Raw genomic sequence first — 21701 nt, forward strand, 5'->3', positions numbered from 1 at the left:
GGGACTTGAATCCCTGCCGCCATCCTGCCAGAACCCGGACAGGGGCTGAAATTCCGCCCCTTCCCTGACCAACCGGCGGAGCCGATGACGCGCGAGTTTCTGGAACGCAATCAGGTCTGGGTCTATCTGGCGGCGATCCTTGCCGGGCTGGGGATCGGCAGTATCGCCCCCGGTCTTGCCCCTGTCTTCGAATGGCTGCTCTGGCCGGGGCTGGCGCTGCTCATGTATGCGACCTTCACGCAGGTCCGGCTGAGCCAGCTACCGGCCGCGTTCCGGGACCGGGCCTTCATGTCGGCGGCGCTGAGCGGCAATTTCATCGTGGTGCCGGTTCTGGTCTGGGGCGTGCTGCATCTGGTGCCCGACGATCCGGCGGTCCGGCTTGGCCTGCTGCTGGTGCTGCTGGTGCCCTGCACGGACTGGTTCATCACCTTCGCGCATCAGGCGGGGGGCGATCTGCGCCGGGCCATCGCCATCACGCCGGTGCAGCTCATTGCGCAGATGATCCTGCTGCCGGTCTATCTGCGGCTGTTCATGGGGGCGGATTTCATCCAGATCGTCTCGGCCGGGCGAATGGTCACGGTTTTCGCGGTGATCATCGCGCTGCCGCTGCTGCTGGCCGCGCTGACCGAAAGATGGGCGGGCGAAAGCCCCCGGCGCGGCGCGGTGGTCGACCGACTCGGCTGGTTCCCGGTGCCGCTGCTGGCGGTGGTGCTGATGTTCGTCGCCGCCTCGCAGGTCGAGACGGTGCGTAGCTCCCTGCCTGTTCTGGGCGAGATCTTCACCGCCTGCCTCGCCTTCCTGATCGGCGGAGTGGTTTGCGGGCTGGCGCTGGCGCGGGTGTTCCGCCTGCCCGTCCCGCAGGCGCGGACGCTGCTGTTCACGCTGACCACGCGCAATTCCTTTGTCGTTCTGCCCTTCGCGCTGGCGCTGCCGGGCGGCTGGAACATCGCGGCGATCGTCATCGTGTTCCAGTCGATGATCGAGCTGTTCGGAATGCTTGCGCTGTTGTGGCTGGTGCCGCGCAAGCTGCTAGTCGCGCGGTAGGGTGCCGTCACCCGCGCCAAGCGGGCGCTGCATCAGCACCGAATCCACCCACCGGCCGTGTTTGAAGCCCACCGAGCGCAGCGTGCCCACCGGCTGGAACCCCAGCCGGGAATGCAGCGCGATCGAGCCGCGGTTGCCGCTGTCGCCGATCACGGCGATCATCTGCCGCCACGGCCCCGCCTCGCACCGCGCGATCAGCGCCCCGAGCAGCGCCGAGCCGATCCCCCGCCCCGCCAGTCCATCCGCGACATAGACCGAATCCTCGACCGTATGCCGATAGGCCGCCCGTGGCCGGTAGGCCGAGGCGTAGCAATAGCCAACCACGCGGCCATCCGCCTGCGCCACCAGATAGGGCAGGCCCGCGGCGACGACATGCGCCCGCCGCGCGTCGAGTTCGCGCGCATCGGGGGGCGTTTCCTCGAACGAGGCGCACCCGCCCAGCACGTGATGCGCGTAGATCGCCTGCACCGCCTCCATATCGCCGGCCTCGGCGTCGCGGATGCGTATCTCTGCGGAATTCATGTTGCCCCCGTTCACAGCCCGATCCGGGTATAGGGGATGCCGTTCCCGTGCAGAAGATCCGTCGCGCCCCGGAGCCCCCGCTGCGCGGCACGCCGCCCCAAAACGTCGCGCAATTCGGCAGTTCGATACCGAATCCCGCAATGCGGCCCGAATAACGCCCGCCAGCGCCGTTTTTTTCAGCTTTCCTTTGGGCCTGCCCGAAAAGGCGCTATGCTGGAAACGGGAACGCCGCAACAGGATCGCCCGCCGATCCGAAAACAGCAGTCCATGAACCGCGCCGGCGTTCCGATCCGGATTTTCGCCCGCGCGCCCCCGCGACCCGACAGCATCGAGGCCCCATGCTCATCCGTTACGGCTACCAGATCGACATTACCTGCCCGCAGCCCACCCCGCTGGTCTGCATGCTGCTTGCCGAAACCGCGCGCCTGCCCGACCTTGTCGGCCCCGAGGATTTCAGCACCAATCCGCCCGGCGTGCCCGTGTCCACCTATACCGACATCTACGGCAACCGCTGCATGCGGATGACCGCGCCCTACGGCGATTTCTCGATCCGGGGCGATGCGACCATCACCGACAGCGGCCTGACCGATCCCGTATACCCCTATGCACGCGAGGTGCCCGTCGCCGATCTGCCCGATGAATGCCTGCTCTACCTGATGGGCAGCCGCTATTGCGAAACCGACCGGCTGAGCCAGATCGCATGGGACCTGTTCGGCAATCTGGCGCCGGGATGGGGCCGCGTGCAGGCGATCTCGGATTACGTCAACGGGCATATCCGCTTCGACTATCAGCAGGCCAGCGCCACCCGCACCGCCTATGAGGTCTGGCAGGGCCGCGTCGGCGTGTGCCGCGACTTCGCGCATCTGTTCGTCGCCTTCTGCCGCTGCCTCAACATCCCCACCCGCTACGTCAACGGCCATCTGGGCGACATCGGCGTGCCGGTGGCCGGACCGATGGATTTCAGCGCCTGGACCGAGGTCTGGCTCGAGGGCGGATGGCACACCTTCGATCCGCGCAACAACGCCCGGCGCATCGGCCGGATCGTGATCGCGCGCGGACGCGACGCCGCCGATGTTCCGATGATCAACTCCTTCGGCCCGCATATGCTGAAATCCTTCGAGGTCTGGACCTATCCGGTCGACGCCTGACCCGGCAGGGCCGGGGGGAGAAATTCTCTGCCGTGCCGGCCCCGGCGGTGGGTTCCTTCTCTTTGACCGGAAACCTTTGGAATGGCCCCGGGCGGAAGCGCGGGGCTATCAAGGGGCAGGATCCGCGCCGGCCGCCTTCGCGGCGGCGCTTTCGATCATGACGGAGCATCGCGATGACGCGCACCCTGACGCCGGACATCTTCTGGTTCCTGCCCACCTCGGGCGATACGCGCTATCTGGGCAAATCCGATTTCGGGCGCGAACCGACGAACGCCTATATGCGCGACATCGCGGTCACGGCCGAACGGCTTGGCTATGACGGGCTGCTGATCCCCACGGGCGCAAGCTGTCAGGACCCCTGGGTCACGGCGGCGAGCCTGATTTCCCAGACCAGCCGGATCAAGCTGCTGGTCGCGTTGCGCACCTCGATCATGGGGCCGACGGCTTCGGCGCGGCAGGCGGCGACGCTGGATCAGGCGCTCGGCGGGCGGCTGTTGCTGAATGTCGTGCCGGGGGGCGATGCGACGGAACTGGCGGCGGACGGGGTATTCCTGAGCCATGACGAACGCTATGAGGCCGCGGATGAATTCCTGACCGTCTGGCGCGCCATCCTGTCTTCGGACCAGCCCTACAGCTTCGCCGGCAAGCATCTGAAGGTGGAAAACGCGCGCAACTTCTTCCCCCCGGTGCAGCGGCCCTATCCGCCGCTGTATTTCGGCGGATCGTCCCCCGCGGCCCATGCGCTGGCGGCGAAACATGTGGACGCCTATCTGACATGGGGCGAACCGCCCGAGGCGGTGGCCGAAAAGATCGCCGATGTCCGTGCCCGTGCGGCGGAACAGGGCCGCACCGTGCGCTTCGGCGTGCGCCTGCACGTCATCGCGCGCGAGACCGAGGCTGAGGCATGGGCAGAGGCCGACCGGCTGATTTCCCACCTGACGGACGCGGATATCGCCGCGGCGCAGGCGAACTACGCGCGCATGGATTCCGTTGGTCAGGCGCGGATGGCCGCGCTGCACGGCGGGCAACGCGATAAACTGGTCGTCGGGCCGAACCTCTGGGCGGGGGTCGGGCTGGTGCGCGGCGGCGCAGGAACGGCGCTGGTGGGCAACCCCGAGCAGATCGCCGAACGGCTGCGCGAATATCAGGCGCTTGGCGTCGATACCTTCGTGCTGTCGGGCTATCCGCATCTGGAGGAATCGATCCGCTTCGCCGAACTCGTCTTTCCGCTCTTGGGCAAGCGGCCGGTCACGCAGACCTCGGCCCAGACCGGCGGCGCCTTTGACATCCGCGTCACCCGGCAGGCCGCCGCGAGCTGACCGAACCGGAACACGACCCAGGGACATCATCATGACACAGCTTTCCATCGTCGGCCTGTCCGGCAACATCACCGGCCCGTCGAAGACCCGCGCGCTGGTCGAAACCACGCTCGGGCTTGTCGCCGAACGGCTCGACGCCCGGACCGACCTGTTCGAGATCGCCGATTTCGGCGCGGATCTGGGGCGGGCGCGGCGGTTCGACGATCTGTCCGAGGATGCCCGCGCGAAGGTCGAGGCGCTGGTCAACGCGGATGCGCTGGTCGTCGCGACGCCGATCTACAAGGGCTCCTACCCCGGCCTCTTCAAGCATCTGATCGACCTGATCGACCCCTTCGCCTTCGTCCACAAGCCGGTGCTGATCGCGGCGACGGGCGGCGGCGACCGGCACGCGCTGGCGGTCGAGCATCAACTGCGCCCCCTCTTCGCGTTTTTCGAGGCGCGCGTTCTGGCGACGGCGGTGCATCTGTCGGACCGCGATTTCCTTGACGGCAAGCCCGCGGCGCCGGCGGCCCTTGCCCGCCTGTCGCGCGCGGTGGAGGAATTCGAGCTGCTCTTCCCCGCCGCGCACCGCCGGAGCGTCGCGGCCGAATGACCGGGACCAAGGCGCAGATCGGGGATCGTCCCACCGTCGCCATCATCGGCGGCGGCCTGTCGGGCGCGGCGGTCGCATGGCATCTGGCGCGGCTCACCCCGGCCCCGCGGATCGTGGTGATCGAGCCGCGCGCCGAGCTTGGGCAGGGGCTGGCCTACGGCACCCCGGATCCGGCCCACAAGCTGAACGTCCCGGCGCAGAGGATGACGCTCGACACCTCGGACCCGCTGCATTTCCAACGCTGGCTGTCCTCGTCCGATGGGCCGTTCCTGCCCGCCGGATCGGCGACGCTGGCGGGTGACATCTTCGCCCCCCGGCAGGTCTTTGGCCGCTATGTCGCGCATCACCTGCGCCCGTTCCTCGATGCCGGGCGGATCGAGCATCTGCGCACCCATGCGCAGGCCGCCCACCGCGACGGGGAACAGTATCGCATCACGCTGGCAACGGGCGAGGAGCTGCGCGCCGACCGGCTGGTGCTGGCCGTCTCGCACCCCGAGCCATCGGTGCCCAGTGGCCTGCGCACCCTGACGGCGGAAACCGGCCTGATCCGCGATCCCTATGCGCCCGATGCGCTGGCCGGGATCGCGCCGGACGAGAATGTGCTGATCGTCGGCACCGGGCTGACCGGGGCGGATATCGTCGCCTCGCTGCAAGAGCGGGGGCACAGGGGCAGGATCCACCTGCTGTCGCGCCACGGCCGGTTTTCCCAGCCGCACGGCCCGGCGCAGGACGAAACAGGCGCGGATTTCACCGTGGCGCCGGAACGCACCGCGCTTGGCCTTTTGCGCCGGGTGCGGCGGGCGCTGGCCACGGATGCCGAAGGCGGGCTGACATGGCACGCGGTCTTCGACCGACTGCGGACGCAGGCCCCCACGATCTGGGCCGCGCTGCCGCAGGGCGAACGCCGCCGCCTGCTGCGCCATCTGCGCGGCCTGTGGGACATTCACCGCTTTCGCATCGCGCCGCAGACGCATGACACGCTGCTGCGCGCCATCGCGGCCCGGCGGGTCGAGCCCATCGCCGGCGCGATCACCGATGCAACCGTCGCACCCGAGGGCATCGCGCTCGACCTCCACCTGCGCGGCGGGGGCGAGCGTCGGCTGACCGTCGATCGGGTGGTGCTGGCGACCGGCCCGGCGCATGCCGCGGCCTTCGAGGTGACGCCGGTTCTGGCATCGCTGGAGGCAGGGGGAACGATCCGCCGCGATCCGCTGGGGCTCGGCATCCTCACAACGACCGAGGGCAACGCGATCGACGCCACCGGCGCGGCGCAGGAAACCCTGCTGATCGCTGGCCCGCTGGCCCGCGGCGCGGTGGGGGAACTGATGGGCGTGCCCGAGATCACCGCCCGGGCCGAGGGAATCGCCCGCAAGCTCGCCCGATCCCTGCCCGATGCCGAGGCCCCCCTTGTCGCGCCGGACCGCGCAACGGCCTGATTGCGGGCGCGGGAGAAATTCCTTCCCGCCCCGCCTGCCCGGCGAGAATATTCCTAACGCCCCGCCCCCCGAAAACGGAGTGGCTCCGTTCTCCGTTCCGGCCTAGATTAAACACGACGATTACGGTCGTTTTTAATTCCGCCGAATGGCCACCCAAAAGACAGAAAACGGGCAAGCGCCCGGCAGCCTGACGCCGCCCGCGTCAGGCGACGCAGGAGATTTGGAATGAGACTGCCCCTTTTGACCGGACTCGGCCTTGCGATCCTGACCGCGTTTCCGGCGACCGCCCTGACCATCGGCGTCACCCCCGGCGTGCTGGCGGATTCCGTTGAGACCGCCGCGACCGAGGCCCGTGCGCAGGGGCTCGATGTCAAGGTCGTGGAGTTCAGCGACTGGACGACGCCCAATCTGGCGCTGGACAATGGCGACCTCGATGCGAACTATTTCCAGCATCAGGCCTTCCTCGACAATGCGGTCAAGGAAACCGGCTACAAACTGGTGCCGGTGGGGCTGGGTGTGCTGCCCAACATCGGGCTCTATTCCGAGAAATATGCCGCGCTCGACCAGCTTCCCGAAGGCGCGCGCATCGCCGTGGCCAGCGATCCGGTCAACGGCGGGCGCGGGCTGGCGCTGTTGCAGACCGCCGGGCTCATCACCCTGCGCGAGGGCGTCGGCGTGAAGGGCACCCCCGACGACATAATCGCCAATCCGAAGAACTTCCAGATCATCGAGATCGAAGGCCCGCAGCTTGTCCGCGCCCTGTCGGATGTCGATCTGGCGCAGGGCTATCCGGCGCATTTCGTCAATGCCGGGCGGGCCGATATCGCCGGGAAGGCGCTGCTCTATTCCGGCGTCGACGATACCTATTTCGCGATCCGGTTCGTCGCGCGCGAAGACAACAAGGACGACCCCGACCTCGCCCGCTTCATCCGGATCTACCAGACCTCCCCCGCCGTGCGGGAACAGATCCATACCTCCTATGCCAATGACCCGGCGCTTTACACGCTGCCGTGGATCGAATGATCGAGGACATCATGAAACTGAAATCCCTTGCCCTTGCCGCGCTTCTGTCCATCGGCGCCGTCGCCGCGCAGGCCGCGCCGCTGAAAGTCGGCGTGGTGCCCGGCGCCTATGGCGATGCCGCGAATGTCGCCGCCGAGGAGGCGAAGACGCAGGGCCTCGACGTCGAGGTGATCGAGTTTTCCGACTGGACGACGCCCAATGTGGCGCTGGCCTCGGGCGATATCGACCTGAACTTCTTCCAGCACGTTCCGTTCATGGAAAATGCCGAAAAGCAGACCGGCTACAAATTCGCCGCCGTTTCGCCGGGGATCCTTGCCAATCTTGGGCTCTATTCGCTGAAGCACAAGAGCTTCGACGAAATCCCCGATGGCGGATCGGTGGCCATCGCCAACGACCCGGTGAACCAGGGCCGCGGGCTCTTGCTGCTGCAAAAGGCCGGGCTGATCAAGCTGAAGGATGACGTGGGCTTTCTCGGTTCCGTCGATGACATCACCGAAAACCCGAAGCACCTGAAATTCACCGAGGTCGAAGGCCCGCAGCTGGTCCGCATCACCGGGGACGTGGACCTCGCACAGGGCTATCCGCATTTCATCGTCGCGGCCGGGACCTTCGATCCGACCAGCGGGCTGCTCTATTCCGGCATCGAGGACAAGCAGTTCGCCGTCAACTTCGTCTCGCGCGATGACAACAAGGACGATCCGCGCATCGCGCAGTTCATCCAGATCTTCCAGAATTCGCAGGCGGTGAAGGACCAGATCGACTCCTCCTTCGCGCATAGCGACAAGCTCTACATCCTCGCGTGGGAGGCGAAATGACCGGCGCCCCCGCAATCGCCGGCAGCCCCGCGCGCGCCGCCGCGACCAGCGAGGCGCGCCGCAAGGGGGGCACGGTTTCCTTCGAGGGGCTGGGCAAGGTCTACCGCTCCTCGGCGGGCGAGGTGACGGCGCTCAGCGACATCAGCCTCGACATCCGGGCGGGCGAGATCTTCGGGATCATCGGCCGTTCGGGCGCGGGGAAATCGAGCCTGCTGCGCACGATCAACCGGCTGGAACAGCCCACCTCGGGCCGGGTGCGCATCGACGGCGAGGATATCGCCGGGCTCGACGAATCCGGCCTTGTCGGGCTGCGCCGCCGGATCGGCATGATCTTCCAGCATTTCAACCTGCTGTCCGCCAAGACGGTGCGGGAAAACGTCGCCCTGCCGCTGCGCGTGGCCGGCGTCGCGCGCGACGAAATCGCGCAGCGGGTCGATCAGACGCTGGCGCTTGTCGGGCTGGAGGGCAAGGGCGACACCTATCCCTCGCGGCTGTCGGGCGGGCAGAAGCAGCGGGTGGGCATCGCCCGGGCGCTGGTCAGCCGCCCGGAAATCCTGCTCTGCGACGAGGCGACCTCGGCGCTCGACCCGGAAACCACCGTCTCGATCCTGACGCTGCTGAAGGACATCAACCGCCGCCTCGGCCTGACGATCGTGCTGATCACCCACGAGATGAGCGTGATCCGCGAGATCTGCGACCGCGTGGTGGTGATCGAGAAGGGCGAGATCGTCGAGGAAGGCCCCGTCTGGCAGGTTTTCGGCACGCCGTGCCATGCGGCGACGCAGGCGCTGCTGCAACCGCTGGAAAACGGCCTGCCCGAGGATCTGGCGCACAGGTTGCGCGACACGGCGCGGCCGGGCGACGAAACGGTGGTCGAACTGCGCTTCGCCGGGCATCGCACGCCGGACCTGACGGGGCTTGCCGCCGCTGCGGGCGGGACGGTGCGGCTCCTGTCTTCGCAGGTGGAACGGATTCAGGGACATGCGATCGGCCAGATTCTGGTCGGGCTCGGCGCGGGCGCACGGCCCGAGGCGCTCGGGCAGATCGCGGATAGCGCAAGGGTGATCGGATATGTTGACGCCACAGATGATTGACCGCCTCTGGCAGGCACTTCAGGACACGCTGCTGATGGTCGGCGTCTCGGCCGGGATCGCGGTTCTGGCGGGGATTCCGCTGGCGGTGTTCCTGGTGACCTCGGACCGCAACGGGATCTTCCCGGCGCCGCGGCTGAACCGGATCGCGGGGGCGCTGGTCAACGGCTTCCGCGCGGTGCCGTTCATCGTGCTCCTCGTGGCGCTGATCCCGTTCACCCGGCTCGTCGCCGGCACGACGATCGGGGTCTGGGCGGCGATCGTGCCGCTCGCCGTCTCCGCCACGCCCTTCTTCGCCCGCATCGCCGAGGTCAGCCTGCGCGAGGTCGACCCCGGCCTGATCGAGGCGGCGCAATCCATCGGCTGCCGCCGCTGGCACATCGTGCGCCATGTCCTGCTGCCCGAGGCACTGCCCGGCATCATCGGCGGCTTCACCATCACCGTCGTGACGATGATCGGCGCCTCGGCGATGGCGGGGGCGGTGGGCGCGGGCGGCCTTGGCGACGTGGCGATCCGCTATGGCTACCAGCGCTTCGACACCACGGTGATGATGGCCGTCATCGCGATCCTGATCGTGCTGGTCTGCGCGGTGCAATTCGCCGGCGACACGGCGGTCCGCCGCCTCCGCGCCCGCTGAGCAAAAGAGGCGCGCCCCGCAAGGCGCGCCTCTTTTGCTGCAACCGGGTTCCGGTTCTCCGAAGAACCCGCTTCAGCCTTTCGTGTTTCCATAAATATCCCGGGGGTGAGCCCGGAACGGGCGAGGGGGCTGGCCCCCTATTCGGCGGCCAGCCGGTTCGGACGGAAGGCCTCCGCCGCATGGCGTGCGGGCAGCCGGTCCCCCGCCCCGAAGACCTTGTGACGCAAGGTCCCCGCCGCATATTCCGTCTTGTAGACGCCGCGGTCCTGCAGTTCCGGCACCACCAGATCGGCGAAATCCTCATAGCTTTCCGGGGTGACGATGCGGGTCAGGTTGAAGCCGTCGATCTCGCCCACGCGCACCCAGCGTTCCAGTTCGTCCGCCACCTCGGCCGGCGTGCCGACGAGCGCCGGATAGCGCCCGCCAAGCGCGTGCTTCGCCAGCAGGTCGCGCTTCGTCCATTTCTGCGTCTGCGCAAGCTTCGTCGCCGACTGGATCGAGTTCGTCTCGCCGTAGGGGATCGGATCATCGAGCCCGTAGCGCGCGAAGTCGATGCCGGTGGAGGCGGCGAAATGCGCCAGCCCCGCCTCGGGGCTGGTATAGGCCAGATAGTCTTGCAGCTTCTCCCGCGCGGCGGCGGAGCTGCGGTCGGTGACGACATTGATGCCGACGAAGATCTTCACATCCTCCGGCTGCCGTCCCGCCGCGACGACCGCGGCGCGGATATCGCGCGAGGTCTTTTGCGCGGCTTCGGGCGTCAGCGCACCGATGAAGACGCATTCGGCATGGCGCGCGGCGAACCTCTGCCCCCGCCCCGACGCGCCCGCCTGATACAGAAGCGGCGTCCGCTGCGGCGAGGGTTCGGAGAGGTGATACCCCTCTACATCATAAAAACGCCCGTGGTGGATGACCTTGCGCACCTTGGCCGGGTCGGCGAAGACCCGCGCCGCCTTGTCGCGGCGCACGGCATCCTCGTCCCACGACCCTTCCCAGAGCTTGTAGAGCACGTCCAGATATTCGTCCGCCTGATCGTAGCGCAGGTCATGCCCGGTCTGCGCATCGCGCCCGACGGCGCGGGCGGCGCTGTCCAGATAGCCCGTGACGATGTTCCAGCCGATCCGCCCCCCGGTCAGATGGTCGAGCGTCGACATGCGGCGCGCGAATGTATAGGGCGGCTCCTGATTGACGTTGACCGTGACGCCGAAGCCCAGATGCTCCGTCACCGCCGCCATCGCGGACACCAGCAGGATCGGATCGTTGACCGGCAACTGGATCGATTCGCGCAGCGTCAGATCGACATTGCCGCCATAGATGTCATAGGTACCAAGGATGTCGGCCAGAAACAGCCCGTCGAACAGCCCACGTTCCAGCGTTTTCGCCAGCGAGGTCCAGTAGTCGAGCTTGCGATAATCCGTCGAGGTATCGCGCGGATGGGTCCATGTGCCGTGATTGATATGGCCGACGCTGTTCATGTTGAACGCATTGACCAGAATCTGCTTGCCGGGGAGTGCCATCAGATCGCTCCGTGCCGCGGGGGGTTGACCCCGTTCAGGGTATGATTGCCGACCGCATGGTATTTCCAGCGCACCGGATCGTGCAACGTATGGGTGCGGACATTGCGCCAGTAGCGGTCGCGGCCCTCGTCGCCCAGGGTGGCCGAGGTGCCGGTCAGCTCGAACAGCTTGCTGGCGGCCAGAAGCCCTGCCTCGGTGGTCAGCGCGCGGGCCGCCGCGACGGCGATCGAGGCATCGGCCACGGTCTCCTCCGTCGCCTCGCGGATCGCGGCGTCGAGCACGCGGCCCGAACGGTGCAAGAGCGCCTCGGCCGCGCGCAGGCGCACCGCGACCTCCCCCACGCCCTGAAGGGTCAGCGGATCGTCCTGCGCCCGCTCCACCCCGGCATCGAGCCACGGTCGCGCCCGGTCGCGGATGAAGGACAGCATTTCCGCGAATGCGCCCTGCCCGATGCCAAGGTCGATCGCCGCATGCATGATCTGAGCATGCGGGCCGATGGGCGTCGGGCGCTCGAAGCTTGCCTGAAACGGCACGATCCAGTCCGGCTCCACCGCGACGCGGTCGAAGGCGACCGAGCCGGAGCCCGTCACCCGCTGGCCGAAGCCGTCCCAGTCGTCGGTGATGGTGATGCCTTCGCTGTCGCGCGGGAGGAAGACCATGACCTGCTTGCCGTCCTCATCCGCCGCGAGGGTCGGGATCACATGCGCATAGATCGCGCCGGTGCAGTAGAATTTCCGCCCCTGCACGACCAGCCCGCCCTCCTCGCGGATCAGGCGGGTGGCGCGGGTGAAATCGCGCCTGCCGATTTCCGCCACCGCATTGCCGAAGCGCCGCCCCTGAAGTGCGAGCCGGTTGAAATGCGCCTGCTGCGCCGGTGTGCCGCCGGACCGCAGGATCTCCAGCGCATAGAAATGGTTCTGCGGGATCTGCGCCAGCGAGCTGTCCGCCGCCGCAAGAATGGCGATCACCCGCGCCAGCGTGACGGTGGACACCCCTGCCCCGCCGAATTCCGCGGGCACGGTGATCCCCCACAGGCCCGAGGCGGAAAACCTGTCCAGCTCCTCCCACGGCAGGAGGCGGTCGCGGTCGCGCGCGGCGGCGGTCGTGGCGAAATCCCGGGCCAGATCGGTGGCGATGGCGATGGCTTCTTCGTCCGAGCGGATGAGATGGACGGGCGACACGGTGCGGGGTGCGTTCATCGGTTCAGTTCCATTGATGGCGCGCGGGCAGCGCATCGTTCAGGTGCCAGTTGCCCAGCAGGTGGAATTTCCACCGCACCGGGTCATGCAGCGTATGGACGCGGGCATTGCGCCAGATCCGGCCAAGGTTCAGGCTGCTGCGGGTCGCGGCGGTGCCGGCCAGCTCGAACAGCTTCTCGGACGCCTTGAGCGCGATTTCCGTGGTCAGGATCTTGGCCTCGGCGATGGCGACCGAGGCGCGGGCACTGCTTTCCGCGGTGACCGGCTCCGCCGCGATGGCGTCGAGCGTCGCCGCCGTGTCGCGCAGGACCTGCTGCGCGGCCCAAAGCTCGATCTGCAGCCGCCCGACATCGGCGATGATATAGGGATCGTCCTGCGCCCGCGCGACGCCGGAATCGACCCAGGGCCGCGACTTGTCCCGCACGAAGGCGATGGCCTGATCCAGCGCGCCGACGGCGATGCCGCTGTCGATCGCCGCCTGAATGAGCTGCGAGATCGGCCCCGCCAGCCCCGGCACCGCCGCGCGCTGCCAGACGGGCAGGATCTGTTCCTCGCTCTCGATCAGCACGTCGTTGAAGATCACACTGCCCGAGGCGGTGGTGCGCTGCCCGAAAGAGGACCAGTCGTCCACCACCTCCACCCCCGGCGCGTTGCGGGGCACCCAGACCTGCACGGGGCGGCCCTCGGTATCGTTGGCGCGGGTCGGGATCCAGTGGGCGAAGATCGCGCCGGTGGAATAGAAACGCTGGCCGGTCAGGCGCAACCCCTCGGGGCTGTCGCGGAGCGCGGTGGTGTTGTGGGTGACGATCTTGCGGCCCTTTTCGGGGCCTGCGTTGCCGATGCGGTGGCCGCGCAGCACGTCGCCGAAGAAGCGCGCCTTCTGCGCGGGGGAGCCTGCCTCTTCCAGCAGGCGCAGCACACCGAAATGGTTTTGCGGGATCTGTCCGGCCGAACTGTCCGCCGCGCAGAGGATCTCGAACACCTCGGCCAGCGTGACCAGCGACAACCCCGGCCCGCCATGTTCGCGGGGGATGGTGATCGAGCCAAGGCCGGATCGGGTGAATGCCTCGATCTCGTCCCAGGGCAGGAGGCGTTCGGCATCGCGCCGCGCCGCCGTCTGCGCCCAGTCCGCTGCCAGCGCCCGGGCGGCGGCGATCGCGGCCTCATGCGTTTCGATCCGCGCGGGCGGCGCCGGCGGCAGCGGGCGACGTTCCGGGTCTGGCAAAGTCTCGATGGTCATCCGGCACCTTTCCTTATATGACACGATACCGGCCCGCGGCATCCGGGCCGATTAAGATCTACTGATCGTGTCGTGATTAATGGATACGCCCGCATCCGCCGCCGGGCCATTCCAAAGCCGGCACCCCGGACGAACGGGATGATCTCCGGACACGGGGCGGGACGGGCAAAATATTCTCCGCCCGCTTTCGGGCCACGGGTCCCACGCGTTTCTTTCACATCATGGCTTGTTTTTTCACCGGGAGCGACTATGTCAAGAACAGCTAAGTTGTTTCCTACCGCATCCTGTCTCCTTTACCGGCTTCAGTCTGCCTCTTCGAACTGACCGAGCCGGGCTGCCGCATTCCGTGGGCAGCATTTGTTACAGGAGAAATCACGATGGCCAATGGCACCGTGAAGTGGTTCAACCAAACCAAGGGTTTCGGGTTCATTCAGCCGGAATCGGGCGACAAGGATATCTTCGTTCATATCTCTGCCGTTGAACGTGCGGGTCTCTCGCAGCTCAACGACGGCCAGAAGGTGACCTTCGAAGTCGAAAACGGCCGTGACGGCCGCCAGTCCGCACGCGATCTGGCTCTGGCATAAGCGTCACTCTCTGCGCAGGCCCGGGGTTCCGGGCCGCGCCTTTTCCGGAGTGACCATGACCAGCAAGAAACCATCTCTCGGCCTGTTCCGGGAGATACCCGCGCCGCTGACGCCGTTCGAAAAGACCGCCGCAGCCGCGAAAACGATCATCGAAACCGAAGCCTCGAAGCGTGCGGATCTGACCGCATCGCTGCGTGCGGCACGGCTGGCAAGAGATGTCGGCCCCGCGCATGGTTCGGACAAGGGCGCGCCGTCAAAGCCGTCCCGATGACGAACATGCCATCGTACCGGGGTTCCGGGATGGCAGAAAGGCCGACATGACCACCAATTCCAACCGCGCGGGCGCCCCGTCCGCCGCGGCTCCGTCCCGCAATCCGACCTCCCGCACACAGCCCGATCCGGGCTGGAGGGAGTTCTTCGAGCGCCTCGGCAACGGCACCCTGCCCGCCGCCGCGGGCGACCGCAAGGCCCGCGAACCGATCCGCTCGTTCTCGGGGTACATGACGGGTTCAGATTCTCGGTGAATGCGTCGATGCGATCAGGTCCTCACGGATCGATCCGCGTCCGCGAAATTGTTCACCGGGAGACGAAGCGGCGGGGTCAGCCCCGCCGCTTCTTCCTTTCCATTTCAACCGGGAGCCATTTTCATGGGCTATTCGACACCAAAGAAACCATTCGATCTGAAAGAATTCCTCAGCCAGAAGGCGACACGGGAACAGATGCGCAACAAGAGCCGCTTCCGTTTTTCCCGCCGCATGCCCGCGACCGAGACCACGGCCCAGCCCGTGCCCGACGCGCAAGCGGAACCTTCGGCCAGCTGACCGGGGCGATCCGGATCTCGATGCGGTTTCCGCGTCGGGAAGCGGGACTTTGCGGCGCTTTGCGCCCCCGCATGAGATGACGGCAGCAAGCCCTGCGCGGGTGGCGGAGGTCAGCGCCCGTCGTCCGGGAATGTCATCGGCGGCGGTGCCAGCAGATGGTGCAGGTCCTCCGCCGGCTCGCCCGCGATATAGCGCAGCAACAGCGTCGTCATCCTCTCCCCCGTCTCGGTAAGATCCTCGAAGATGCTGTCGAACCGGGGACGGATGAAATTCGCGATGTCGGAGGTGGATTTCATCACCAGATGGCGCGTGCTCACCCCGGCATCGACCCATGCGGCATTGACGGCCAGCGCACTGACCTCGCCCGGGCAGACGAAGCCGTCGGGCATTCCCGCATGGTCGAGCCGCGCGCGGATATGGCGATAGATCGCCTCGGGCGGATCGTCGGTGTCGATGCCATCCATCACCTCCCCCGCGACGCCCGCCTCGCCGCAGGCGCGAAAGAATCCCGCCCGCAGATGCTGGCTGAAGGTCTGCGCCGGCGGCGCGGACACCAGCGCCGGCCGCCGCACGCCCAGCGCGACAAGACGCTCCACCGCCCGATAGGCAAAGGCGAAATTGTCGTAATCCACCCAGGGATGCGGGGTCGCCAGCTCGGTCCGGCCGTGGGTGACGAAGGGCAGCTTGTCCTCCAGCAGGATCTTGACCCGCCGGTCGTCGGGGCGGATGCAGGAAAACAGGATCCCGTCCGCCAGCCGGTTGCGGATGATCTTGTCGAGCGTCTGCTCCTCGGGGATATCCTCGAAATGCGGCATGACGACGACGTGATAGGGCGTGCCGCGCAAGGCCCGCGTGATGCCCCGGATCATCGAGGCGCCATAGCCCAGAATCTCTTCATGCGGCGGCAGAATCAGCGCGATGACATTGCTGCGCCCGGTCCGCAGGCGCTGCGCCGCGCGATCCGGCGAATAGCCGATCTCGTCCGCGATGCGCTGCACCCGCGCCCGCGTTTCGGGCGCGATCTGCGGCGCCCCGGCCAGCGCGCGCGACACGGTGGTCACCGCCAACCCGGCAATGGTGGCGATGGTTTTCAGGGTTGGCCTGTCTTGCTGGGCCATCCGGATTTTCCTCCACTGCGGAACGCGAACTGCTGGAATTGCAACGTTTTAGATGCTGCCCACATTCCCCCTCCGCTTTCCGATTAACACCAACGCCCCGATATACCAAAAGTTTTTTCACGCCCCCACGCATCAAATGGATTGACGGACCGCGGATTGAAAACGTTATAAATGGATTGCCGGCTGAGGAGACCGGCTGAGGAGGACAAGATATGCGACACTTCCTGCTGGCCGGCACGGCCTGTCTTGCGATCTCGGCAAGCATGGCGCGTGCCGATGAAAGCGTTGAAGTTCTACATTGGTGGACCGCCGGCGGCGAGGCTGCGGCGCTCAACATCCTGAAAGACGATCTGGCGGAGCAAGGCGTCTCGTGGCGCGACATGCCGGTGGCCGGCGGTTCGGGCGTGCAGGCGATGACGGCGCTGCGCGCGCGCGTGACATCGGGCGATGCGCCGACCGCGGTGCAGATGCTCGGCTACGACATCCGCGACTGGGCCGAGATGGGAATCCTGTCCAATCTCGACGATCTCGCCACATCGCAGGGCTGGGCGGATGTGGTCCCGGCGGCGCTTCAGGATTTCGCGAAATACGACGGGCACTGGATCGCCGCGCCGGTCAACATCCATTCGACCAACTGGCTCTGGATCAACAAGCCCGCGCTCGACAAGGCGGGCGGCAAGCTGCCCGAGAACATGGACGAGCTGTTCGCCCTGCTCGACAATTTCAAGGAACAGGGGATCACGCCGCTCGCCCATGGCGGGCAGCCCTGGCAGGACGGCACCCTTTGGGAAGCGGTCGTGCTGTCCGTGGGCGGGGCCGATTTCTACAAGAAAGCCGTTCTGGAAAACGATCCCGAGGCGCTGAGTTCCGACACGATGCGCGAGGTCTTCGACAACATGTCGAAGCTGCGCGGCTACTTCGACGACAGCTTTTCCGGCCGGGACTGGAACCTCGCCTCGGCGATGGTGATCGAGGGCACGGCCGGTGCGCAGGAAATGGGGGACTGGGCCAAGGGCGAGTTCCTCCGCGCCGGTCAGGTGCCGGGGCAGGATTTCGTCTGCATCCGCTTCCCGGGCACGCAGGGCGACGTTCTGTTCAACTCCGACCAGTTCGTGATGTTCGAGCAAAGGGACCCGGCCGCCAAGGACGCGCAGGAAAAGCTCGCCTCGGCGGTGATGAGCCCGGAATTCCAGATCGCCTTCAACAAGGTGAAAGGCTCGGTCCCCGCGCGCACCGACGTGTCGGATGCGGAATTCGACGATTGCGCCAAGAAGGGCATGAAGGACGTGGTCGAGGCCGCGGCCAACAACACCTTCATGGGCTCGCTCGCGCATGGCTATGGCCAGCCGGGCGCCGTCAAGGAAGCGATCTTCGACGTGGTGACGCAGCATCTGAACGGTCAGATCACCACCGATCAGGCGCTTACCCGCCTGCCCGAGGCGATCGCGGCCGCGAAGTAACGCCCCCCCCTGCGGAACGCCGGGCTGCCCCGGCGTTCCATCCCCGCCCCGCCGGGGCGCGCAATCCCGATTCATCCGGAGCTGGCCCCATGTCCGTCTCACCCGCGCCTTCACTGGGCAAACGTCTGCAGGACTGGCTGCCGCGGATCGTTCTGGCGCCGTCGCTCGCGCTCGTGCTGGTCTTCGTCTACGGCTTCATCGTCTGGACGGCGGTGCTGTCGATGTCCACCTCGCGGCTGCTGCCGGTCTACAGATGGGCCGGCTTCGACGCCTACGAACGGCTGTTCAACCAGCCCAACTGGTATGTGGCGCTGAAGAACCTTGCGATCTTCGGGTCGATCTACATCGTCGTGTGCATCGCGATCGGGCTGTTCCTTGCGATCCTGCTGGACCAGAAGATCCGGATCGAGGGGGTGCTGCGGCCGATCTACCTCTATCCCATGGCGCTGTCCTTCGTGGTGACCGGCACCGCGTGGAAATGGTTCCTGAACCCCGGCATGGGGTTCGAACATGCGGTGCGCGTCATCACCGGCTGGGACACGTTCCGCTTCGACTGGATCACCCGTCCCGACATGGCGATCTACACCGTGGCCATCGCCGGGATCTGGCAGGCCTCGGGCTTCGTCATGGCGATGTTCCTTGCGGGTCTGCGCGGCATCGACAGCGAAATGCTGAAGGCCGCCACCGTCGATGGCGCCTCGACCTTCACCATCTATCGCCGCATCGTCATCCCGCTGCTGCGCCCGGCCTTCCTGTCGGCGGTGATCGTGCTCGCCCATATGGCGATCAAGAGCTACGACCTCGTCATCGCCTTGACCGGCGGCGGACCGGGCAACGCGACCGAGCTCCCCTCGACCTTCATGTATTCCTACACCTTCACCCGCAGCCAGATGGCCGTGGGCTCGGCCTCGGCGATGGTGATGCTGATGGGGATCGCGGCGATCATGGTGCCCTACCTCTATTCCGAGCTGAAGGAGAAGAACCGATGAGCGCGCGGGAAATGGCGATTTCCACCGCCGCCGGGCCGGCACGCTGGAGCCGCGTGGTGATCTACGGGCTGCTGATCGTCTTCGCCCTGTTCTATCTGACGCCGCTGTTCGTGATGCTGTCGACCTCGTTCAAGACGCTGGACGAAATCCGGTCCGGCAACATCCTCGCGCTGCCCGCGCATCCCACCGCGGATGCCTGGGGCAAGGCCTGGGGTTCGGCCTGCATCGGCGTCACCTGCGAGGGCATCAAGGGCTACTTCTGGAACTCGATCAAGATGGTCGTGCCGGCGGTGCTGATCTCGACGGTGCTGGGCGCGCTGAATGGCTATGTGCTGACGAAATGGCGCTTTCCGGGGCATCGGATCGTCTTCGGCATGATGCTGTTCGCCTGCTTCATCCCGTTCCAGTCGGTGCTGATCCCGATGGCGCGGGTGCTGGGCATCCTCGGGCTGTCGAACACCACGGCGGGGCTGGTGATGGTGCATGTGGTCTACGGGCTCGGCTTCACCACGCTGTTCTTCCGCAACTACTACGACACCTTCCCGACAGAGCTGATCCAGTCCGCGCAGATGGACGGGGCCGGGTTCTTCACCATCTTCCGGCGCATCCTGCTGCCGTCTTCGGCGCCGATCATCGTGGTGACGGTGATCTATCAGTTCACCAACATCTGGAACGACTTCCTGTTCGGCGTCTCCTTCGCTTCGGGCGGCAGCTCGCCGATGACGGTGGCGCTGAACAACCTCGTCTCCTCCTCGACGGGGGTCAAGGAATACAACGTGGACATGGCGGCCGCGGTGATCGCGGCCCTGCCGACGCTGATCGTCTACATCGTCGCCGGGCGCTACTTCATGCGCGGGCTGATGGCCGGTGCGATCAAGGGCTAAGGACAGCAAAATGGCTTTCATCGAAATCGACAGTCTGGAACGCACCATCGGGGGGAACAAGATCCTCAAGGGGATCGACATCGAACTGGAAAAGGGCGGGTTCCTCGTCCTCGTCGGCCCGTCCGGCTGCGGAAAGTCGACGCTGCTGAACGCGATCGCCGGGCTGCAACAGCCGACCGCCGGCGATATCCGCATCGACGGAACCAGCGTGGTCAACCTGCATCCGTCCAAGCGCGACATCGCCATGGTGTTTCAAAGCTACGCGCTCTACCCCAACATGACGGTGGGGGAGAATATCGCCTTTCCGCTGGAAATGGCGGGCACGCCGAAGGAGAACCGCACGAAAGAGGTGGGCGCGGTGGCCAAGACCCTGCAGATCGAACATCTGCTGGACCGCAAGCCCGCGCAGCTTTCCGGCGGGCAACGCCAGCGGGTGGCGATGGCCCGCGCGCTGGTGCGCAAGCCGCGCCTGTTCCTGTTCGATGAACCGCTGTCGAACCTTGACGCCAAGCTGCGGGTCGAGGTGCGGGCGGAAATCAAGCGCCTGCACCAGAACACCCATGCGACGATCATCTACGTCACCCATGACCAGATCGAGGCGATGACGCTGGCCACCAAGATCGTGGTGATGAAGGACGGGATCATCCAGCAGGCCGGCACTCCGTCCGAGATCTACAACACCCCCGCGAACATGTTCGTGGCGGATTTCATGGGCTCGCCCGCCATGAACATGCTGCCCGGCACGGTTACGGCGGATGGCCGGGGCGTGGCGCTTGACGCCGGGGCGTTCACCCTGCCGCTCGCCACGCCGCTCACCCCCGGCCGCAAGGTCACGCTGGGTCTGCGGGCCGAGGCGATCGGCGCCGGGCAATCGGGCTTCGGCGTCACGCTGGACCTGCCGGTCGAGATCGTCGAGCCGACCGGATCGGACCTCTATCTGTGGCTGCGGCTTGGCAAGGCGCTGGTCTCCGCCCGCTTCCCCGCGACGGTCGAACAACGCCCCGGCGCGATCCAGCCGGTCTGGCTCGACCTGAACCGCGCGGTGATCTTCGACACCGAAAGCCGGGAACGGATCGTCGGCGCGGCGCAGGAACCGGCGCTGGCCGCCACCTGACCGGGACCAGCGGCAGATCCGGCCTTCTGCCCCGGCGGAAAACCTGCAAGACAATGATGGCGCGGAAGGCACTCCCTTCCGCGCCGCTGTCCCAACCACGCCCCGAGGAAAATGCCCATGCCCGATCCCGCCCTGAACGGTTTCCACCACGTCGCCATCATCTGCGGCGACTATGCGGTCTCGAAGGCCTTCTATACCGAAATCCTCGGCATGCGGATCATCGCGGAAACATGGCGGGAAGAGCGGCGGTCGTGGAAGCTCGACCTCGCCCTGCCGGACGGCAGCCAGATCGAGCTGTTCTCCTTCCCCGACGCGCCCCCCCGCCCCACGCGGCCCGAGGCGCGCGGCCTGCGCCACCTCGCCTTCCGCGTGCGGGATATCAAGGACACGATCGCCGCCCTCACAGCCCACGGCGTCCCCTGCGAGCCGGTCCGCACGGACGAGATCACCGGCCAGCGCTTCACCTTCTTCGCCGATCCGGACGGCCTGCCGCTCGAACTCTACGAAGACGCCGGCTGACCGGCCGGGGGTGTGTCAAAACCCGTCTTCATGACCATGCCTTGGCAGAAAACGCTCCGGAAGTGCCGGAGCGAGGCAGATAGCGCGCACCTGCGTGGACTTATAGGCTGCCAAAGGGAACAACGCTCTCCTCCGCATCGCCGGAGCCGCGTTTTCACACTGGCTCGGCCGAGGCTGCATGAAAACGAGGTTCTCGCGACACACCAGAGAATGCGGTTCCCCACAGCGGTCCCATGCGCCACATCGGCCCGCATCTATGGCCTGCAGCTGGCCTTGCGAGGGAATTTTGTTCTGCATCACCGTCATAAAGGCGAGTTGTCACACAGGCCCGGCCCTTTGCGAACGCCGTTCCGCCACCCAAGGCACCTTCCTCCTATCATTCTTCCATAAATATCCCGGGGGTGAATTTGCGCGCATGCGCAAAGAGGGGGCTGGCCCCCTGACGGCCTCTCCACCCGCGCTCCGGAACGGGCTTCGAACCGGAAAGCGCGGCCCATGACCGGAGGGGAAGGGGGGGGGGGGGGGGGGGGGGGGGGGGGGGGGGGGGGGGGGGGGGGGGGGGGGGGGGGGGGGGGGGGGGGGGGGGGGGGGGGGGGGGGGGGGGGGGGGGGGGGGGGGGGGGGGAGGGGGGG

The 21701-nt window shown here is 66.9% G+C and carries 23 protein-coding genes and 1 pseudogene; 19 read left to right on the plus strand and 5 right to left on the minus strand.

The window, feature by feature from the left end; genetic code table 11:
• Positions 1 to 84: 84 nt before the first annotated feature.
• Positions 85 to 1044, plus strand: a complete 960-nt coding sequence (locus tag D2T30_RS04540) for an arsenic resistance protein (RefSeq protein ID WP_128207851.1) — start codon at positions 85 to 87, stop codon at positions 1042 to 1044.
• Here the strand turns inward: D2T30_RS04540 and D2T30_RS04545 are convergent.
• Positions 1030 to 1566 (minus strand): GNAT family N-acetyltransferase, encoded by a 537-nt coding sequence (locus D2T30_RS04545; RefSeq protein ID WP_128207853.1) that lies wholly within the window; start codon positions 1564 to 1566, stop codon positions 1030 to 1032. The two genes, D2T30_RS04540 and D2T30_RS04545, sit on opposite strands and share 15 nt — an antisense overlap.
• A gap of 338 nt (positions 1567 to 1904) precedes the next feature.
• Between D2T30_RS04545 and D2T30_RS04550 the strand changes: the two genes are divergently transcribed.
• The 8 genes from D2T30_RS04550 (at position 1905) to D2T30_RS04585 (ending at position 9627) form a co-directional block, all read left to right on the plus strand.
• Entirely contained in the window at positions 1905 to 2714 is an 810-nt protein-coding gene (locus D2T30_RS04550; protein WP_128207855.1) for a transglutaminase-like domain-containing protein, read from the plus strand.
• Positions 2715 to 2887: 173 nt separating this feature from the next.
• The gene (gene ssuD / locus D2T30_RS04555; protein WP_206612854.1) at positions 2888 to 4033 is read left to right on the plus strand and encodes an FMNH2-dependent alkanesulfonate monooxygenase; all 1146 of its coding nucleotides are present in this window, start codon (positions 2888 to 2890) and stop codon (positions 4031 to 4033) included.
• 31 nt (positions 4034 to 4064) lie between these two features.
• The gene (locus D2T30_RS04560) at positions 4065 to 4625 is read left to right on the plus strand and encodes an NAD(P)H-dependent oxidoreductase (RefSeq protein WP_128207857.1); all 561 of its coding nucleotides are present in this window, start codon (positions 4065 to 4067) and stop codon (positions 4623 to 4625) included.
• Complete coding sequence (locus tag D2T30_RS04565; RefSeq protein ID WP_128207859.1) at positions 4622 to 6061, plus strand: FAD/NAD(P)-binding protein; 1440 nt, start codon at positions 4622 to 4624, stop codon at positions 6059 to 6061. Before D2T30_RS04560 ends, D2T30_RS04565 begins: the two co-directional genes overlap by 4 nt.
• A gap of 225 nt (positions 6062 to 6286) precedes the next feature.
• A complete protein-coding gene (locus tag D2T30_RS04570) occupies positions 6287 to 7084 on the plus strand; it encodes a MetQ/NlpA family ABC transporter substrate-binding protein (RefSeq protein ID WP_128207861.1) in 798 nt (265 codons plus the stop codon).
• A gap of 11 nt (positions 7085 to 7095) precedes the next feature.
• Positions 7096 to 7899, plus strand: a complete 804-nt coding sequence (locus D2T30_RS04575) for a MetQ/NlpA family ABC transporter substrate-binding protein (RefSeq protein WP_128207863.1) — start codon at positions 7096 to 7098, stop codon at positions 7897 to 7899.
• Complete coding sequence (locus D2T30_RS04580; protein ID WP_128207865.1) at positions 7896 to 8993, plus strand: methionine ABC transporter ATP-binding protein; 1098 nt, start codon at positions 7896 to 7898, stop codon at positions 8991 to 8993. Before D2T30_RS04575 ends, D2T30_RS04580 begins: the two co-directional genes overlap by 4 nt.
• Complete coding sequence (locus D2T30_RS04585) at positions 8974 to 9627, plus strand: methionine ABC transporter permease (protein WP_128183996.1); 654 nt, start codon at positions 8974 to 8976, stop codon at positions 9625 to 9627. Before D2T30_RS04580 ends, D2T30_RS04585 begins: the two co-directional genes overlap by 20 nt.
• 137 nt (positions 9628 to 9764) lie before the next feature.
• Here D2T30_RS04585 and D2T30_RS04590 read toward each other — a convergent pair whose 3' ends face one another.
• Genes D2T30_RS04590 through D2T30_RS04600 form a run of 3 tightly spaced genes read right to left on the minus strand, consistent with a single transcriptional unit; the run spans position 9765 to position 13580 of the window.
• Positions 9765 to 11141 carry an LLM class flavin-dependent oxidoreductase gene (locus D2T30_RS04590; protein WP_128207867.1) on the minus strand — a complete coding sequence of 459 codons (1377 nt, stop codon included), beginning with the start codon at positions 11139 to 11141 and terminating at the stop codon, positions 9765 to 9767.
• Positions 11141 to 12340, minus strand: coding sequence for an SfnB family sulfur acquisition oxidoreductase (locus D2T30_RS04595; RefSeq protein ID WP_206612855.1), 1200 nt, complete (start codon positions 12338 to 12340; stop codon positions 11141 to 11143). The genes D2T30_RS04590 and D2T30_RS04595 overlap by 1 nt, the downstream gene beginning before the upstream one ends.
• Positions 12341 to 12344: 4 nt before the next feature.
• Positions 12345 to 13580: an SfnB family sulfur acquisition oxidoreductase gene (locus D2T30_RS04600; protein ID WP_128207871.1), complete on the minus strand. Its 1236-nt coding sequence runs from the start codon at positions 13578 to 13580 to the stop codon at positions 12345 to 12347.
• Between the two features lie 377 nt (positions 13581 to 13957).
• Between D2T30_RS04600 and D2T30_RS04605 the strand changes: the two genes are divergently transcribed.
• From D2T30_RS04605 to D2T30_RS23005, 4 genes are all read left to right on the plus strand, one after another.
• Positions 13958 to 14164, plus strand: a complete 207-nt coding sequence (locus tag D2T30_RS04605; protein WP_128183695.1) for a cold-shock protein — start codon at positions 13958 to 13960, stop codon at positions 14162 to 14164.
• A 55-nt stretch (positions 14165 to 14219) separates the two neighbouring features.
• On the plus strand, positions 14220 to 14435 hold the full coding sequence (locus tag D2T30_RS04610; protein ID WP_128183693.1) for a hypothetical protein: 216 nt from the start codon (positions 14220 to 14222) through the stop codon (positions 14433 to 14435).
• A gap of 46 nt (positions 14436 to 14481) precedes the next feature.
• Positions 14482 to 14688 (plus strand): hypothetical protein, encoded by a 207-nt coding sequence (locus D2T30_RS04615; RefSeq protein WP_128207873.1) that lies wholly within the window; start codon positions 14482 to 14484, stop codon positions 14686 to 14688.
• Between the two features lie 123 nt (positions 14689 to 14811).
• Entirely contained in the window at positions 14812 to 14985 is a 174-nt protein-coding gene (locus tag D2T30_RS23005; RefSeq protein ID WP_164881876.1) for a hypothetical protein, read from the plus strand.
• 110 nt (positions 14986 to 15095) lie between these two features.
• Here D2T30_RS23005 and D2T30_RS04620 read toward each other — a convergent pair whose 3' ends face one another.
• Positions 15096 to 16103, minus strand: coding sequence for a LacI family DNA-binding transcriptional regulator (locus D2T30_RS04620; RefSeq protein ID WP_128207875.1), 1008 nt, complete (start codon positions 16101 to 16103; stop codon positions 15096 to 15098).
• Positions 16104 to 16315: 212 nt separating this feature from the next.
• Between D2T30_RS04620 and D2T30_RS04625 the strand changes: the two genes are divergently transcribed.
• The 6 genes and pseudogenes from D2T30_RS04625 to gloA2 all read left to right on the plus strand — a co-directional run bounded on the left by D2T30_RS04625 (position 16316) and on the right by gloA2 (position 21069).
• On the plus strand, positions 16316 to 17563 hold the full coding sequence (locus D2T30_RS04625; RefSeq protein ID WP_128207877.1) for an ABC transporter substrate-binding protein: 1248 nt from the start codon (positions 16316 to 16318) through the stop codon (positions 17561 to 17563).
• 89 nt (positions 17564 to 17652) lie between these two features.
• Complete coding sequence (locus tag D2T30_RS04630) at positions 17653 to 18552, plus strand: carbohydrate ABC transporter permease (protein WP_128183685.1); 900 nt, start codon at positions 17653 to 17655, stop codon at positions 18550 to 18552.
• On the plus strand, positions 18549 to 19436 hold the full coding sequence (locus tag D2T30_RS04635) for a carbohydrate ABC transporter permease (RefSeq protein WP_128183683.1): 888 nt from the start codon (positions 18549 to 18551) through the stop codon (positions 19434 to 19436). Before D2T30_RS04630 ends, D2T30_RS04635 begins: the two co-directional genes overlap by 4 nt.
• A 94-nt stretch (positions 19437 to 19530) precedes the next feature.
• A pseudogene (locus D2T30_RS24300) lies at positions 19531 to 19869 on the plus strand (ABC transporter ATP-binding protein); the annotation flags it as partial.
• Between the two features lie 291 nt (positions 19870 to 20160).
• Positions 20161 to 20550, plus strand: a complete 390-nt coding sequence (locus D2T30_RS24305; RefSeq protein WP_455627421.1) for a P-loop NTPase family protein — start codon at positions 20161 to 20163, stop codon at positions 20548 to 20550.
• 117 nt (positions 20551 to 20667) lie between these two features.
• Positions 20668 to 21069 carry an SMU1112c/YaeR family gloxylase I-like metalloprotein gene (gene gloA2 / locus D2T30_RS04645; RefSeq protein WP_128207881.1) on the plus strand — a complete coding sequence of 134 codons (402 nt, stop codon included), beginning with the start codon at positions 20668 to 20670 and terminating at the stop codon, positions 21067 to 21069.
• Positions 21070 to 21701 lie beyond the last annotated feature (632 nt).

The organism is Paenirhodobacter populi, from assembly GCF_004022215.1.
In the GTDB taxonomy this organism is placed as follows: Bacteria; Pseudomonadota; Alphaproteobacteria; order Rhodobacterales; family Rhodobacteraceae; genus Rhodobacter; species Rhodobacter populi.